This is a genomic window from Chromobacterium phragmitis, from assembly GCF_003325475.1.
GTDB classification, from domain to species: Bacteria; Pseudomonadota; Gammaproteobacteria; order Burkholderiales; family Chromobacteriaceae; genus Chromobacterium; species Chromobacterium phragmitis.
In genome coordinates this window covers 3049925-3064761 of sequence record NZ_CP029495.1, presented here as the reverse complement: position 1 = coordinate 3064761, position 14837 = coordinate 3049925, and the positions used below count along the sequence as shown (strand labels likewise).

At 62.7% G+C, this 14837-nt stretch carries 10 protein-coding genes; 3 read left to right on the top strand and 7 right to left on the bottom strand.

What is annotated here, in order from left to right:
* Nucleotide 1: 1 nt before the first annotated feature.
* The 3 genes from DK842_RS14660 to ggt form a co-directional block, all read right to left on the bottom strand.
* Nucleotides 2–1651 (bottom strand): methyl-accepting chemotaxis protein, encoded by a 1650-nt coding sequence (locus DK842_RS14660; RefSeq protein WP_114062105.1) that lies wholly within the window; start codon nucleotides 1649–1651, stop codon nucleotides 2–4.
* A gap of 100 nt (nucleotides 1652–1751) precedes the next feature.
* The gene (locus tag DK842_RS14655) at nucleotides 1752–2177 is read right to left on the bottom strand and encodes a GNAT family N-acetyltransferase (RefSeq protein WP_114062104.1); all 426 of its coding nucleotides are present in this window, start codon (nucleotides 2175–2177) and stop codon (nucleotides 1752–1754) included.
* A 70-nt stretch (nucleotides 2178–2247) separates the two neighbouring features.
* Nucleotides 2248–3915, bottom strand: a complete 1668-nt coding sequence (gene ggt / locus DK842_RS14650; protein WP_114062103.1) for a gamma-glutamyltransferase — start codon at nucleotides 3913–3915, stop codon at nucleotides 2248–2250.
* A 284-nt stretch (nucleotides 3916–4199) separates the two neighbouring features.
* On the opposite strand from ggt, the gene DK842_RS14645 reads away from it, so the two are divergent.
* A complete protein-coding gene (locus tag DK842_RS14645) occupies nucleotides 4200–5393 on the top strand; it encodes an EAL domain-containing response regulator (protein ID WP_114062102.1) in 1194 nt (397 codons plus the stop codon).
* Nucleotides 5394–5400: 7 nt separating this feature from the next.
* Here DK842_RS14645 and DK842_RS14640 read toward each other — a convergent pair whose 3' ends face one another.
* From DK842_RS14640 to DK842_RS14625, 4 genes are all read right to left on the bottom strand, one after another.
* Nucleotides 5401–6141 carry a copper homeostasis protein CutC gene (locus DK842_RS14640; protein ID WP_114062101.1) on the bottom strand — a complete coding sequence of 247 codons (741 nt, stop codon included), beginning with the start codon at nucleotides 6139–6141 and terminating at the stop codon, nucleotides 5401–5403.
* 112 nt (nucleotides 6142–6253) lie between these two features.
* Nucleotides 6254–7033: a pyruvate formate-lyase-activating protein gene (gene pflA / locus DK842_RS14635; RefSeq protein WP_114062100.1), complete on the bottom strand. Its 780-nt coding sequence runs from the start codon at nucleotides 7031–7033 to the stop codon at nucleotides 6254–6256.
* A gap of 83 nt (nucleotides 7034–7116) precedes the next feature.
* Nucleotides 7117–9447, bottom strand: a complete 2331-nt coding sequence (pflB, locus tag DK842_RS14630) for a formate C-acetyltransferase (RefSeq protein WP_114062099.1) — start codon at nucleotides 9445–9447, stop codon at nucleotides 7117–7119.
* Nucleotides 9448–9724: 277 nt separating this feature from the next.
* On the bottom strand, nucleotides 9725–10507 hold the full coding sequence (locus tag DK842_RS14625) for a formate transporter FocA (protein WP_114062098.1): 783 nt from the start codon (nucleotides 10505–10507) through the stop codon (nucleotides 9725–9727).
* Nucleotides 10508–11606: 1099 nt separating this feature from the next.
* Between DK842_RS14625 and DK842_RS14620 the strand changes: the two genes are divergently transcribed.
* Together DK842_RS14620 and DK842_RS14615 are read left to right on the top strand one after the other, a co-directional pair.
* Entirely contained in the window at nucleotides 11607–12905 is a 1299-nt protein-coding gene (locus tag DK842_RS14620; RefSeq protein WP_114062097.1) for an HAAAP family serine/threonine permease, read from the top strand.
* 184 nt (nucleotides 12906–13089) lie between these two features.
* A complete protein-coding gene (locus DK842_RS14615) occupies nucleotides 13090–14490 on the top strand; it encodes an L-serine ammonia-lyase (RefSeq protein WP_114062096.1) in 1401 nt (466 codons plus the stop codon).
* Nucleotides 14491–14837: the final 347 nt, after the last annotated feature.

Below are 14837 nucleotides of genomic sequence, written 5' to 3'. Positions count from 1 at the left end.
GTCAATCCATGCGGAAGGCCAGCGTGGTCTGCTGCAGCTTTTCCGCCACCACCGCCAGCTCTCGCGTCGCCTGCGAGAACACATCCACCGCCACGCCGTTTTCCTTGGACATCGCGGCGATGGCCTCCACTCGCCCCGCCAGATCGGTGCTAGCCTGGCGCTGCTCGCCCACCGCCATCGCGATCTCGTTGATCGCCGACACCACGCCGGCCGCGCGCTCTTCCACCGTGCTGATGGTGGCCGACGCGTTTTCCGCCGCCACCACCACGTCGGCGACGATCTGCCGGCTGCTGCGCATGCCGCTCACCGCCTCGCGCGCGCCGTCCTGGATCTTGCCTATCATATTGGTGATTTCCTGGGCCGAGCTGGTGGTGCGCTCGGCCAGCTTGCGCACCTCGTCCGCCACCACCGCGAAGCCGCGGCCCTGCTCGCCGGCCCGCGCCGCCTCGATCGCCGCGTTCAGCGCCAAGAGGTTGGTTTGATCGGCCACGTCCTTGATCACGGTGGCGATGCTGCCGATTTGCTGCGCCTGGTCGGACAGCGACTCCAGGCTGTCGGCCGAGCTGGTCACGCTCTCGTTGACACGCTTCACCCGGGTGGTGGAGTCCTGCACGTCCTTGTTGCCGGCCTTGGCCTGCAGGCCGGCTTCCGCCGCCTGCTCGTTGGCCTGGCCGGCGTTGCTGGCGCACAGGTCTATGCTCACCGTCAGCTCTTCCAGCGACGCCGCCGCGCTGGAGGTGGCGTTCACCTGCTGGCCTATGCTGGCGCTGACCTGCTCGGTGGAGGCCGCCAGTTGTTCCGAAGTGGCCGCCACGCTGGCGGCGGAACGCACGATCTCGCCCACGGTGCTGCGCAAGCGCTGCTGGGTATCGGACAGCGAGCGCATCATGTCGGCGACTTCATCCTTGCCGCTTACCCTGATCTCGCCGGTCAGGTCGCCGGCCCCCATCTTCTCCATCGCCCGGCAGGCTTCCTTCAGGCTGCCGACAATGCCGGCCTGGATGGCCAGCCCCAGCGCGGCCAGCGCCGCCAGGCCGATCGCCAGCACCGCGATGGACATGGTGCGCAGCGCCTGGTACTTGGCTTGGGCGTTGTCCAGCGCCTGGTCGGCCAGTTTCAGATTGATCGCCGACAGGTCCTTCAAAATGTCATCCGCCGCCTGGAACGCCGGCCTGCACTGTTTGGCCATCACATCCAGCGCCTTCTTGTTGCCCTCGCCATTGCCGGTGTCGGCATAGCTGAATTCCCTCATTTGCTTGCACGGCACCTCCATCGCCGCCCAGGCGGCGTCGAAGCGCTTCAGGCCATCCACTTCGGGCGGGGTCAGATCCGTCTTTCGATACAAGTCAAGGTAGCGCCTGGTTTCCGCCTCCTGCTCGCCGCGCTTGGCCAGGACCTGATCCATCACCGTCTTCTCGGTTTCGGAGATGTAGCGATAGTCTGAGCGGCTGACATAGGTCGCCATTTTGCTGGCCTGCCCCAGCAGATACACAGGCGCCAGCGCGTTGTCATGCATGCCGCGGGTCAGGTCGAACATGCTGGACGCGCCGAAAATGCCATTGGCGCCAATGATGAGCGAAGCCAGCACGCCAAGCACGATCAGGCCGAAAATCTTGGCGCGGATGCTGAATTGGGCGAGAAGGGATATCACGCTAGGCTCCCTATATATCGGTAGTTGTACATAGCGTTTTAGTTTGGAATCAGACTAATAACCAGACAGGAGCGGCCCAACAACATCGCCCGCCCCCCTATCAATCCTTCAGCGACTTCCGGTAGAAAATTCGGCTGTGGCCGGGAGGGTAGTCGTCCAGTTCGCCGAAGCGCTGGTAGCCCTGTTTTTCGTAAAAGCCGGGCGCCTGGAAGCTGTGGGTATCCACCCAGGCGCCGACGCAGCCGCGCGCCCTGGCTTCGGCCTCGGCTTCTTCCATCAGCCGCTGCCCCAGGCCCTGCCCCTTGGCCGCCGTCGGCGCGGCCAACAGCTGGGTGTATAGCCAGCCGAAACAGGTGTAGCCCCACAAACCGCCCTCGATCTCTCCGGACTCGTTCTGCACGCTGATAACCAGCGGGCGATAGTCCAGTTCGCCCATCCGGCTCTCGTTATACGCCCGCAAGGGCACGCCTATCGCCGCGCGGACCGTGTCGTCCGCCACATCGCTCAGCACGGTTGTGTACTGCATATTGCTTTTCTTTCTTGTCGTTGTCGTCAATCATCGCGCCCGCGGCTGATCGCGCGGGCGCGCCCGAATCTCACTCCGCCACCACGATGCCCACGCCGCGGCCTCGCGGATCGGATGCGGTTTCGGTCTTGTCGCCGCTCACCCTCACCGCCTGGATGTCGCCCATCCGCCAGCCCTGATCCTTCAGCGTGTAGCCCATCGCCTTCAGGTCCTGGGCTGCCTGCCCGGCCAGCGGCGCGTACTGGTCGTAGAAAATGGTGTCCTTGGGCAGCAGCTGGTGATGGACGCGCTGCGCCGCCACCGCGTCCTTCAGCGGCAGCTTGTAGTCGTACAGATTGTTCAGCACCTGGAAGATGGAGGTGAAGATGCGCGAGCCGCCGGGCGTGCCGATCACCAGTTCCACCTTGCCGTCGCGGGTGACGATGGTGGGCGACATCGACGACAGCATGCGCTTGCCCGGCGCGATGGCGTTGGCGTCCTTGCCCACCACGCCGAAGGCGTTGGCCACGCCCGGCTTGGCGCTGAAGTCGTCCATTTCGTCGTTGAGCAGGAAGCCCGCGCCCTTGACCACCACGCCGCTGCCGAAATCGAAATTCAGCGTATAGGTGTTGGCCACCGCGTTGCCCCAGCGGTCGACAATGGAGAAGTGGGTGGTCTGCCGCGGGTCCAGCCCCGGCTTGATGTCCGGCGTCGGCGAGATGGCCGTCGGGTTGATCTCGGCCGCGCGGCGTTTCAGATAGGCCGGGTCGGTCAGCTGCGCCACCGGCGTCTTGACGTAGTCCGGGTCGCCCAGATAGTCGGCGCGGTCGGCGAACACCCGCTTCTCGATTTCCGCCAGCAGATGGATGTAGCGGGCGGAATTGAGCGCCACGCCGGTGAAATCCGACGCGCGCTCCTGCTTGATGGTCAGCAGCTGCGCCAGCGCCACTCCGCCGGAACTGGGCGGCGGCGCGGTGTACACCACCCTGTCGCGCCAATCGATGCGAACCGGCTCCCGCCATTTGGCGCGGTAGTCGTTCAGATCGTCGGCGCTGATCAGACCGTTGTCGCGCCGCATCTGCGCCACCAGCAGCTTGGCGGTTTCGCCTTGGTAGAATTCAGCCGCGCCAAAGCGGGCGATGCGCTTCAAAGTGGCCGCCAGCTCCGGCTGGCGGAAGGTTTCGCCGCCCTTCATCTTGCCGAAGTACTGGGCGAAATTGGTTTTCCCCTCGAACAGCTTCACCGCCTCGTCGCGGTACTGGTACTGGCGCGGCGCCACGACGAAGCCTTGCTCGGCATAGCCTATCGCCGGCTCCAGCAGTTGCTTCCACTGCAGCTTGCCGAAACGCTGGTGCGCCTGCCACAAGCCCATCACCGTGCCTGGCACGCCGGCGGCGCGCGCGCCCACCAGGCTCATTTCCGGCACCACCTTGCCGCTCTTGTCCAGATACATGTCGCGGCTGGCCGCCTTGGGTGCCGCCTCGCGGTAGTCGAGAAAATACGGTTTGCCCGCCTGGTAGAGGGTCATGAAGCCGCCGCCGCCGATATTGCCCGCCTCGGGGTAGGTGACGGCCAGCGTGAAGGCGGTGGCCACCGCCGCGTCCACCGCGTTGCCGCCCGCCTTCAGAATACGGGCCGCCACATCGGCGCCGTACTGATCTGGGGCGGCTACCGCCGCCTGGCCGGCCAGAACCGGCAGGCAGATCAACCATAGGCCACCGCCAAGCAACGCGTTGCGGGATCGGAAAATCACACTCATCACACACCTCCCAGAGAACGGACCTACCATGCTTATGCCATTTGTTAAGAAAATGTGCCACAGATTCAAGACAAACGCGATGATTAAATACATCGCGGGACTTTGATAACGTTTGAATAAAAAGATCGCGAGAAACCTGCTAAACGTCTTATAAATAAAAACAGACGCTTGCCGCCAAACGCGATTTTCCCGCCGGCAAGCCAGGCGAAAGCAGCGCCTGGGCCAGAGCAGGCCGACGCGGAGGCTCGCGCCTCGTCGGCAGGTCCCAACCGGATGGAGCCGCGATGCCTCACCATATCCTGATCGCAGAGGATAGCCCTAGCCAGCGCCAACTGCTGGCCAAGCTATGCCGCCGCCTTCCCGGCGTTGAGGTTCATGAAGCCTCGGATGGCCGCTGGGCCTTGCAACTGGCGCAACAGATCACCCAGCTGGATCTGGTGATCACCGACGTCAACATGCCCGGCATGGATGGCATCGCGCTGGTGCAGGCGATGTCCCGGCTAGTGACGCTGCCGGCGCTGATGTTTCTCAGCGGCGATGTGCCCGAGCTACTGTCCGGCTGCACCCGGGCGGCGGAAGAGTTGGGATTTTCCCATGTCGGCCACTGCGCCAAACCGGTGGACCCGAATGAACTGCTGGCCCAGTTGCGTCTGATGCTGGAGCGCCAAACCGGCGGCACAGGGCCGGAAATCCACATCACGCTGGCCGACATCATGTCCGGTCTCGCCCACAACCAGTTTTGCGCCTACTACCAGCCCATCTTCGACCAGTACAGCCGCCAGGCTGTGCAACTGGAGGCGCTGGCGCGCTGGCAGCACCCGGCTCACGGCCTGCTGGGGCCCCAGTTCTTCATTGGCAGACTGGAGCATGACGACGCCATCATGCTGCTGACGCGCCGCATGGTGCAGACCTCGCTGGACTTGCTGGACCGCCAGCCCTGGACCCGCGGCTTGCGGGTCTCGCTGAACCTGTCGCGCAGTCTGCTGCACGACGGCGATTTCTTCGACTGGCTGCTGCAGGAAATGGAGACGCGCCGCATCGAGCCCTCTCGCATCGTGCTGGAAATCACCGAGACGCTGGCCTTCAACAACCTGGGCAACACGCTGGCCTCGCTGCTGCGCATGCGCATGCGCGGCTTCGAGCTGTCGCTGGACGACTACGGCACAGGCCACACCACGCTGGAGCACGTGCGAGATCTGCCGCTGACCGAATTGAAGCTGGACCGCACCTTGATTCACGACATCCACCGCGACCGCCGCAGCTGGAGCATCCTGAAGGCCACGGTTGACATGGGCCGCCAGCTGGGACTGCGCATGGTGGCGGAAGGCGTACAGAACCCGGACGATTTCACCTACCTGCGCAAACACTATCCAGACCTGCTGCTGCAAGGCTATTACCTGGCGATGCCGGCGCCGGCCAGCGAGCTGCGGCAGCGCCTGCGCTGGATGGCCGACGGCGCCGACTCGGCCTCCGCCTGACCCGCGCTCAGACCCCATCGAGCGCGGCGCGCAATGCCCTCACCTTGGCCGCCAGCGTTTCCTCGCGCGCGAATTCATCGCCGGCCGCTCCCATGCTGACGCCATCGCGCCGGTAGCGCATCGCGCTCGCCGCCGCGCCGCGCGCCGAGGCGTGGAATTCGCGGCAGCCGCTCACGGCGGCCAGCTCGGCGATGTTCTCCGCCCGCACGCCCGCCCCAGGCATCACCGCCAGGCGCTCACCCGCTTGCCCGCGCAGCGCTGCCAACAAAGCGGCCCCCTGCGGCGCCGTCGCCGCCTGGCCGGAGCTCAGCAACCGGACGCAGCCGGCTGCGATCACGTCCTCCAGCGCCTGCGCCGGCTCGCGCGCCATGTCGAACGCGCGGTGGAAAGTCACCGCCATCGGTCCGGCCAGCGCCACCAGCCGGCGCGTCCGCGCCAGGTCCACGTCGCCATCGGCGGTCAGCAGGCCCAGCACCACGCCATCCAGCCCCAGGCGGCGACACGCTTCGACATCATGCGCCATCGCCTCGAACTCCAGTTCCGTGTACAGGAAGTCGCCTCCGCGCGGGCGAATGATGGCGTGCAGCTTGATCTCCATCTTGTCGCGCGCCGTCGCCAACACGCCATAGGACGGCGTGGTGCCGCCCTCCCCCAGGTTGTCGCACAGCTCCACCCGGTCGGCGCCGCCGGCTTGCGCGGCGAGACAGGACGCCAGCGAGCCGGCGCAGATTTCCAGGATGCTGCTCATTTCGTTCCTTTCTTTTTCCCATTCCCGATCAACCCCGCCCCTAAAACGCCCGCGCGCATGAAAAAACCGCCGGCGCGAAACGCGGCGGCGGCTTGGGAGAACGGAGAGGCGCTCAAGTGACTTTCATGCCCCGGCTGGCGAACAGCTCGCGCGCATGCGCGGCCTGCTCGGCGGTGGGAATAGGCGTGTCGTCCAGTTGGTACGCCATGCCCAGCTGCGCCCATTTGTCCTTGCCCAACTGGTGGAAAGGCAGCACTTCTACCCGCTCCACTACATCGCCCAGCCCGGCGATGAAATCGGCCAGGCGCTCGATGTCGGCGTCGCCATCGGTCAGCCCCGGCACCAACACGTAGCGTATCCACATTTTCTTGCCCAGCCGCTTCAGGCGCTGGGCGAAGTCCAGCGTCGGCTGCAGCGGCTGGCCAGTCAACGCCTGGTATTTGTCGGGGTCGGAATGCTTGATGTCCAGCATCACCAGGTCCACGTCGCCGAACCACTCGTCGGACACCCGCTCGTGCAGGAAACCCTGGGTGTCCAGCGCGGTATGCAGGCCGAAGCGCTGCTTGATCGCATGGAACAGCTCGCCGACAAACTCGTGCTGCATCAGCGGCTCGCCGCCGGAAATGGTGACGCCGCCGGCGAACTTGAGAAACCGCGCGTAGGGCGCCACTTCGGACAGCGCCTGCTCCACCGTCACCTGGCGGCCGTTGTGCAGCTTCCAGGTGTCGGGGTTGTGACAGTACAGGCAGCGGAATTGACAGCCCGAGGTGAAGAACACGAAACGCATGCCGGGGCCGTCGACGCCAGCGCCGCTTTCGGTGGAATGCAAATAGCCTAGGGTGTCGGTGCTGACAGCTTGAGCGGTGTAGTCTGCGGCGATGGGTGGGGTCATTGCCGTATCTCCGGTGTATCCATGAAAAAGGCGGGGCGTTCCAGGAGGAAGCCCCGCCCATTGCTGCTTGAGGCTAATTCAGCTTACATCTTGCCGTGGAAGGTGCGGTTGATCACGTCCATCTGCTGCTCGCGGGTCAGCTTGATGAAGTTCACGGCGTAGCCCGACACGCGGATGGTCAGCTGCGGGTACAGTTCCGGATGCTCCATCGCGTCGAGCAGGGTTTCGCGCTTGAACACGTTGACGTTGACGTGGAAGCCGCCGCCGGCGATGTTGCGCTCGCCGCCTTCGCAATCGAACGGCGTGCAGTTGGCGCTGCTGAACTCGGTGGGGTGCGCGGAGCAGAAGCCATCCAGGCAGTTGGCCAGGTTCAGGATGCGCTCTTCCGCGGTGTGGCCCAGCGCGTCAGGCGTGGCGGAAGCGGTCCAGCTGATGCCGTCCAGAGCCGAGTCGTACGGCAGCTTGGCCACCGAGGCGCCCGCGGCGACAAAGCCCTTCACGTCGCGGCCGTTCATCGGGTTGGCGCCCGGGGAGAACGGTTCGCCGGCGCGGCGGCCGTCCGGGGTGTTGCCGGTCTTCTTGCCGTACACCACGTTGGAAGTGATGGTCAGCACCGACTGGGTCGGCTTGGAATCGCGGTAGAAGTACGGCTGGGCCTTGATCTTGTCCATGAAGGACTGGGTCAGCCACACGGCGATGTCGTCCACGCGGTCGTCGTTGTTGCCGTAAGCCGGGTAGTCGCCTTCGATCTTGTAGTCGACCGCCAGGCCATCTTCATTGCGGATGATGTGGACCTTGGCGAACTTGACTGCGGACAGCGAGTCGGCGGCCACGGACAGGCCGGCGATGCCGCAAGCCATGGTGCGGACGATGTCGCGGTCGTGCAGCGCCATTTCGATGCGTTCGTAGGCGTACTTGTCGTGCATGTAGTGGATGCAGTTCAGCGCCTTGACGTAGGTGGCGGCCAGCCAGTCCATCATCTTCTCGAACTTGGGCATCAGCTCTTCGTAGGTCAGCACGTCGCCGGTGATCGGCTCGAAGCCCTTGGCCACCAGCGCGCCGGATTTCTCGTCGCGGCCGCCGTTGATCGCGTACAGCATGGCCTTGGCCAGGTTGGCGCGGGCGCCGAAGAACTGCATCTGCTTGCCGATCTTCATCGCCGACACGCAGCAGGCGATGCCGTAGTCGTCGCCCCAGTAAGGCAGCATCAGATCGTCGTTTTCGTACTGGATGGCGCTGGTGTCGATGGACACCTTGGCGCAGAAGTTCTTGAAGCCTTGCGGGAAGCGGGTGGACCACAGCACGGTCAGGTTCGGTTCCGGCGCCGGGCCCAGGTTGTACAGGGTGTTCAGGAAACGGAAGCTGTTCTTGGTCACCAGAGTGCGGCCATCTTGGCCCATGCCGCCGATGGATTCGGTCACCCAGGTCGGATCGCCGGAGAACAGTTGATCGTATTCCGGAGTGCGCAGGAAGCGGACGATGCGCAGCTTGATCACCAGATCGTCGATCATTTCCTGGGCTTGCTCTTCGCTCAGCTCGCCGGCGGCGATGTCGCGCTCGATGTACACGTCCAGGAAGGTGGACACGCGGCCGAAGGACATGGCGGCGCCGTTTTGTTCCTTCACGGCGGCCAGGTAGGCGAAGTACACCCATTGCACCGCTTCGCGGGCGTTGGCGGCCGGGCGGCTGATGTCGTAGCCGTACTTGGCTGCCATCTGCTTCAGCTCGTCCAGCGCGCGGAATTGTTCGGACAGCTCTTCGCGCTGACGCATCACTTCGTCGGTGAAGGCGACATTGTCCAGTTCATGGAACACTTGCTGGCGCTCGGCGCGCAGGAAGTCGGTGCCGTACAGGGCCACGCGGCGGTAGTCGCCGATGATGCGGCCGCGGCCGTAGGCGTCAGGCAGGCCGGTGATCACGCCGGACTTGCGGCAAGCCATGATTTCCGGGGTGTAGACATCGAACACGCCCTGGTTATGGCTCTTGCGATACTTTTCCCACACTTCCTTGATCATCGGGTCCAGCTTGAAGCCGAAGGCTTCCAGACCGTTTTCGACCATGCGCAGGCCGCCGTTCGGCATGATGGCGCGCTTCAGCGGCGCGTCGGTCTGCAGGCCGACGATCACTTCATTGGCCTGGTCGATGTAGCCTGCGTCGTGCGCGGTGATGGAGGAGCCGCGGTCGGCGGAAACGTCCAGCACGCCCTTGGCGCGTTCCTGCTTCAGCAGTTCGCCCAGAGTGTCCCACAGCTTCTTGGTGCGATCGGTGGCGCCAGCCAGGAAGCTGTCGTCGCCTTCGTACGGCTGATAGTTCAGCTGAATGAAGTTGCGGACATCGACTTTGCTCTGCCATTCGCCGGCGGCGAAATCACGCCAGGGGTTGGCTTGGGTAGCGTTTTGAGTGATGGCGTCCATCTGGGGCCTCCTTCTTGGCTCAGTCCAGTAAGTGTTGGATATTGAACAAATGGTACATTCGGATTCGAAAATCTTGTTTGATATTCATCAACTGGAGACTGGCTTGCCGCCACTTTCCATCGTGCGCCGCACAAAACCGAATGCGTTCAACAGCCCTGTCATTTCAATAGTTTACAACAAAATCGGCGCCGTACCGCGTGTACCGCGCCGACTACATTCACAATCGAACATCATTGAATCAGATGAAAAGCGAACGCGCGGCGCGTTCGCCTGACAGTCAGACCTTGGCCAGCGTGTGTCGTTCCAGGCAGAACACCACCAGGCCCACGCCCACGGCGCCGCCTACGATATTGCCCAGCGTGGCCGGCACCATATTATGCAGGATATCCGCCCACTCCAGCCCGGCCATGCCCTGCAGCTTGGCCAGCGCGAAAAATGCCATGTTGGCGATGCTGTGCTCGAAGCCGGAGAAAAAGAACACGAACACCAGCAACATGATGATCAACAAGCGGGCAGCCTCGTTGGCCAGGCGCATCGGCACCCACACCGCCAGGCAGATCACCCAGTTGCACAGCACGCCCTTCCAGAAGATCTCCATCGACGACGCGTGCACCTTGTGCTCCACCACGTTGAACAACAGGTGGCCGGCCGGCAAAGCCCCCATGCCGCCGGCGCCGGCCAGCACCGCGACGAACAGCAACACGCCGATCAGGTTGCCGACATACACCATCGTCCAGCTGCGCAGCAGGTTGCAGGTTCGGCACTGGCCGCTGAGGCGGCCGACGGTGAAATACATCACGTTGCTGGTGAACAGCTCCACCTTGCAGACGATGATGCTGACCAGCGCCACGCCGAAGAAACCGGAGGTGGCGATGTAATAGCCGGAATCCCCGGCGGCGAAGAATACCTGGCCCAGCTTCAGGCTGACGGCGAGGACGACGGCGATCAGCGCGCCGGCCATGGCCGCGCTGAGCAGGTAGCGGCCGGGCTCGGACAGCAGCACCTTCTGTTTGCTGGCGGCCTCGTCGACCACGTAGGCGAGAGTAGAGGAGTGGCTCATTTCGTGTTGTCTCTTCAATAGTGGGTAAGCTGGCGCGGTTCGGTTCGAGGCTTGCGCTTCGCATCCGGTGCGACTTCACGAAAATTTTATGTTCGTTTTAGGAAATTTGTGTTTGATAACAATCAATACAATATCCCATCGCGAACCAGCCCGCCCGCCATGCCGGCCCCGCCAGTCCAAGCCTCCGCCCCAGCATCGACCACCAGCGGCGAGATCGCCCAATGCTTTGATCTTGAAAGCCATTCACAAAGCCAAAACCTGCCACCTCCCTGCCAAGCGCTCCCGCTCAAGCCAACCGAAAGGCGCGCTTGTCGCGCCAGGCCTTGGTTTTTCGCGGCCACCGTCAGCGCAGTCACTTAAATCGAAAATTTGAATGTTCATTTTTGATAATTAATTTTCAGTTTCGAAAATATTTTGCACGTCTATCGCATGTAGACCATGCTATTTCGAACAATTATAACCACAAGCGAACCGGCAATGACACCCGCTACGCCACCTATGCGGCCCCGAGCCGAAGACAGTAAAAACATATTAAATATCAATACGTTACATCAAAACAAACCCAAACAGCCAACCATCAATCAGAAATTCGCGCAGTGAGAAGCTGACGATTTGAGCACTCTCACAGCGGCCGCGGCGATCGAGAATCGCGCACAATTGTTGTCGAGCAATTACTCCAACTCGAGAAAGATGCCAGCTATAAATTGCAAACGATGAGAAATTTGAAAAATTAGAATAAATTTTGAATTTTAAAACTATACAGGTTTAAAGATTCACTGATTTTAATATCAAGCAATTTTATTTCAATAAAAAGACAAACAAATAACTTAATGTTTTCGATTTCCGCCATTTTATCGTGTTCATTTGTTCATTTGGTGACAAATTTATCTTGATTAGAATCAACTGATGTTCTTAAATGTGTACCTTTCCGACTACAAAGCACTTACGATGAGCAGCAAGTCAGCCGGCAACGCTACCACCGCTCGGGAACGCGCCGGCCAGAACAGCTTTCTCCCGATGGCCTGAATCCACTGACAACGACGCAGGGCATCGGACCCAAGTAATTGCGAATATTTCGTTTTGTAAAAGGCACCTCATCATGTCTCAAGCAATCGCCTCTACCGCTCCCCGTTCCGGCTCGTCCGGATGGACCAAGCACGACACCACCTGGATGCTCGGCCTCTATGGCACCGCCATCGGCGCCGGCGTCCTGTTCCTTCCGATCAACGCCGGCATCGGCGGCCTGTGGCCTCTGATGCTGATGGCCATCCTGGCCCTGCCGCTGACCTTCTTCGCCCACCGCGGCCTGACCCGCTTCGTGTTGTCCGGCAGCAAGGAAGGCGCGGACATCACCGAAGTGGTGGAAGAACACTTCGGCCTCGGCGCCGGCAAGATCATCACCCTGCTCTACTTCTTCGCGATCTACCCGATTCTGTTGATGTACAGCGTGGCCATCACCAACACGGTGCTGTCCTTCCTCAACAACCAGCTGCACATCGACGTGGGCACCGGCATCGCCACCCGCGCCGTGTTCTCGCTGGCGCTGATCCTGGGCCTGATGTCCATCGTGCGCCTGGGCGGCCAGATGATCGTCAAGGCGATGAGCATCCTGGTTTACCCGTTCGTGGTGGTGCTGATGCTGCTGGCGCTGTACCTGATCCCGCAATGGAGCGACACCGCCATCCGCCACGCCGGCAGCCTGGGCGACGCCCTGTCCAGCGGCGCCTTCTACAAGACGCTCTGGCTGGCCATCCCGGTGATGGTGTTCTCCTTCAACCACTCGCCCATCATCTCGTCCTTCTCCGTTGACCAGCGCAAGCTGCACGGCGACGACGCCGAGCCGGCATCCAGCCGCGTGCTGATCCGCGCCCACACCATGATGGTGCTGACCGTGATGTTCTTCGTGTTCAGCTGCGTGTTCAGCCTGAGCCCGGCCGACCTGGCCGCCGCCAAGGCCCAGAACATTTCCATCCTGTCCTACCTGGCCAACCACTTCCAAAACCCGGTGATGGAATGGGTTGCCCCGATCATCGCCATGGTTGCCATCAGCAAGTCTTTCCTGGGCCACTACCTGGGCGCCAAGGAAGGCTTCAACGGCCTGGTGATCAAGCAGCTGCGCCAGAACGGCAAGACCATTGAGTCTTCCAAGCTGGACCGCTACACCGCCATCTTCATGATCGTGACCTGCTGGATCATCGCCACCATCAACCCGTCCATCCTGGGTATGATTGAAACCCTGGGCGGCCCGGTGATCGCGATGCTGCTGTTCCTGATGCCGATGTACGCCATCCAGAAAGTGCCGGCGATGAAGAAGTACTCCGGCGCCGCCAGCAACATCTTCGTGACGCTGATCGGCCTGATCGCCATCTCCGCCATCTTCTACGATCTGATCGCCTGATCGTAAGCCAACAGGCCCCCCGCCCTTGCCGGGCAGGGGGATTGGGACTCTGTCCTCAGACCGCGGATTCCAGCGCTGAAACAGAGCGGCCCGGCAAAACCGGGCCCTCCCAGACCTCTCCCAATCGCGCGCTCGCAGCCGCCGGCCTGTTCTCCTTCCGCACTAGCTTCAAAGAGGTAGCATCATGTTCAGCATGAGCGACATCTACAAAATCGGCGTAGGCCCCTCCAGTTCCCACACCGTCGGCCCGATGAAGGCTGGCCACCAGTTCCTTGGCGCGCTCAAGGAAACCGGCAAATTCAACCAAGTCGACCGCGTCCATGTGGACTGCTTCGGCTCCCTGGCCTTGACCGGCAAGGGCCACTGCACCGACCAGGCCATCATCCTGGGCCTGGCCGGCAACCTGCCGGACACCGTGGACCCGGACGCCACCGCCAACCTGATGGCCGATGTGGAAAAAACCAGCCAGCTGACGCTGGGCCGCACCCACCAGCGCGTGGCTTTCGGCATGGACTTCCACACCGCCAATCTGCCGCTGCACGAAAACGGCATGCAGATCCACGCCTACATCGGCGATGAAAAAGTGCTGACCAAGACTTACTACTCGATCGGCGGCGGCTTCATCGTCGACGAGGAGCACTTCAACCAATCGAGCTGCAGCGACACCCCGGTGCCGTACCACTTCGTCACCGCCCAGCAATTGATGGACATGTGCGAAGAAACCGGCCTGTCCATCGCCGCGCTGGTGATGGAAAACGAAAAGGCCTTCCACGAAGCGGGCGAGGTGCAAGCGCACTTCCGCCGCGTGTGGGAAGTGATGAAGAGCAGCATCGAGCGCGGCATGCGCACCGAGGGCAATCTGCCCGGCCCGATGCGCATTCCGCGCCGCGCCCCGGCGCTGCACCGGATGCTGACCAGCTCGCTGACCGTGGCCAAAGACCCGATGAGCGTGATGGACTGGGTCAATATGTACGCGATGGCCATGTCCGAGGAAAACGCGGCCGGCGGCCGCGTGGTCACCGCCCCGACCAACGGCGCCTGCGGCATCGTGCCGGCGGTGCTGGCCTATTACAACCACTTCATCCAGCCGCTGGACGACGACAGCTGCCTGCGCTTCTTCCTGTCCTCCGGCGCCATCGGCTGCCTGTTCAAGCTGAACGCGTCCATCTCCGGCGCCGAAGTGGGCTGCCAGGGCGAAGTGGGCGTGGCCTGTTCCATGGCCGCGGCCGGTTTGACCGAGTTGATGGGCGGCAGCCCGTCGCAAGTGTGCATGGCCGCTGAAATCGCCATGGAGCACAACCTGGGCCTGACTTGCGACCCGGTGGCCGGCCAGGTGCAAATTCCATGCATCGAGCGCAACGCCATCGCCGCGGTCAAGGCCATCAACGCCGCCCGCATGGCCATGCACCGCGTCAGCAGCCCCAAGGTGTCGCTGGACAAGGTGATCGCCGCCATGTACGAAACCGGCAAGGACATGGACGCCAAGTACCGCGAAACCTCCTGCGGCGGCCTCGCGCTGCAGATCAAGGTGGAAAGCAAGGTCGTGCCGACCCAGGCCATCCGCTGGGTGGACGACGCAGCCTGATCCTCCGCGCAGCGCCCTCCGAGAACCGCCGGTTTGGCCGGCGGTTTTTTTGCGTGTGGCGCGCGTGGCCACACCGCGCGAGCCCCGTCCGGACAGCATCCTCCGCCGCCAAGACCATTCCCCCCTGACCGTTCTACCCCAAACAGACCTGTCTTTTCTATCAGTATTCCGCCCTCCGTTGTGCGGCGCGGCACATACTCGCCGCATAACTGGTCCCGAACCGTCTCCTCAAAGCCGCCAGAGCCTACCCGCCCGCACCGGGCGTCGCGTCCCGCGAATCCGATGCCCACGACAATAACTCGCTAACTGCCGTGTCTTTTCCTTTTTGGGGCATGAATCGGCCATGC

Bases quoted from the DNA above. Each gene is read 5' to 3' on its own strand.
- DK842_RS14655 (WP_114062104.1), bottom strand. From the start codon at position 2,177: ATGCAGTACACAACCGTGCTGAGCGATGTGGCGGACGACACGGTCCGC.
- ggt (WP_114062103.1), bottom strand. From the start codon at position 3,915: ATGAGTGTGATTTTCCGATCCCGCAACGCGTTGCTTGGCGGTGGCCTA.
- DK842_RS14645 (WP_114062102.1), top strand. From the start codon at position 4,200: ATGCCTCACCATATCCTGATCGCAGAGGATAGCCCTAGCCAGCGCCAA.
- DK842_RS14640 (WP_114062101.1), bottom strand. From the start codon at position 6,141: ATGAGCAGCATCCTGGAAATCTGCGCCGGCTCGCTGGCGTCCTGTCTC.
- pflA (WP_114062100.1), bottom strand. From the start codon at position 7,033: ATGACCCCACCCATCGCCGCAGACTACACCGCTCAAGCTGTCAGCACC.
- pflB (WP_114062099.1), bottom strand. From the start codon at position 9,447: ATGGACGCCATCACTCAAAACGCTACCCAAGCCAACCCCTGGCGTGAT.
- DK842_RS14625 (WP_114062098.1), bottom strand. From the start codon at position 10,507: ATGAGCCACTCCTCTACTCTCGCCTACGTGGTCGACGAGGCCGCCAGC.
- DK842_RS14620 (WP_114062097.1), top strand. From the start codon at position 11,607: ATGTCTCAAGCAATCGCCTCTACCGCTCCCCGTTCCGGCTCGTCCGGA.
- DK842_RS14615 (WP_114062096.1), top strand. From the start codon at position 13,090: ATGTTCAGCATGAGCGACATCTACAAAATCGGCGTAGGCCCCTCCAGT.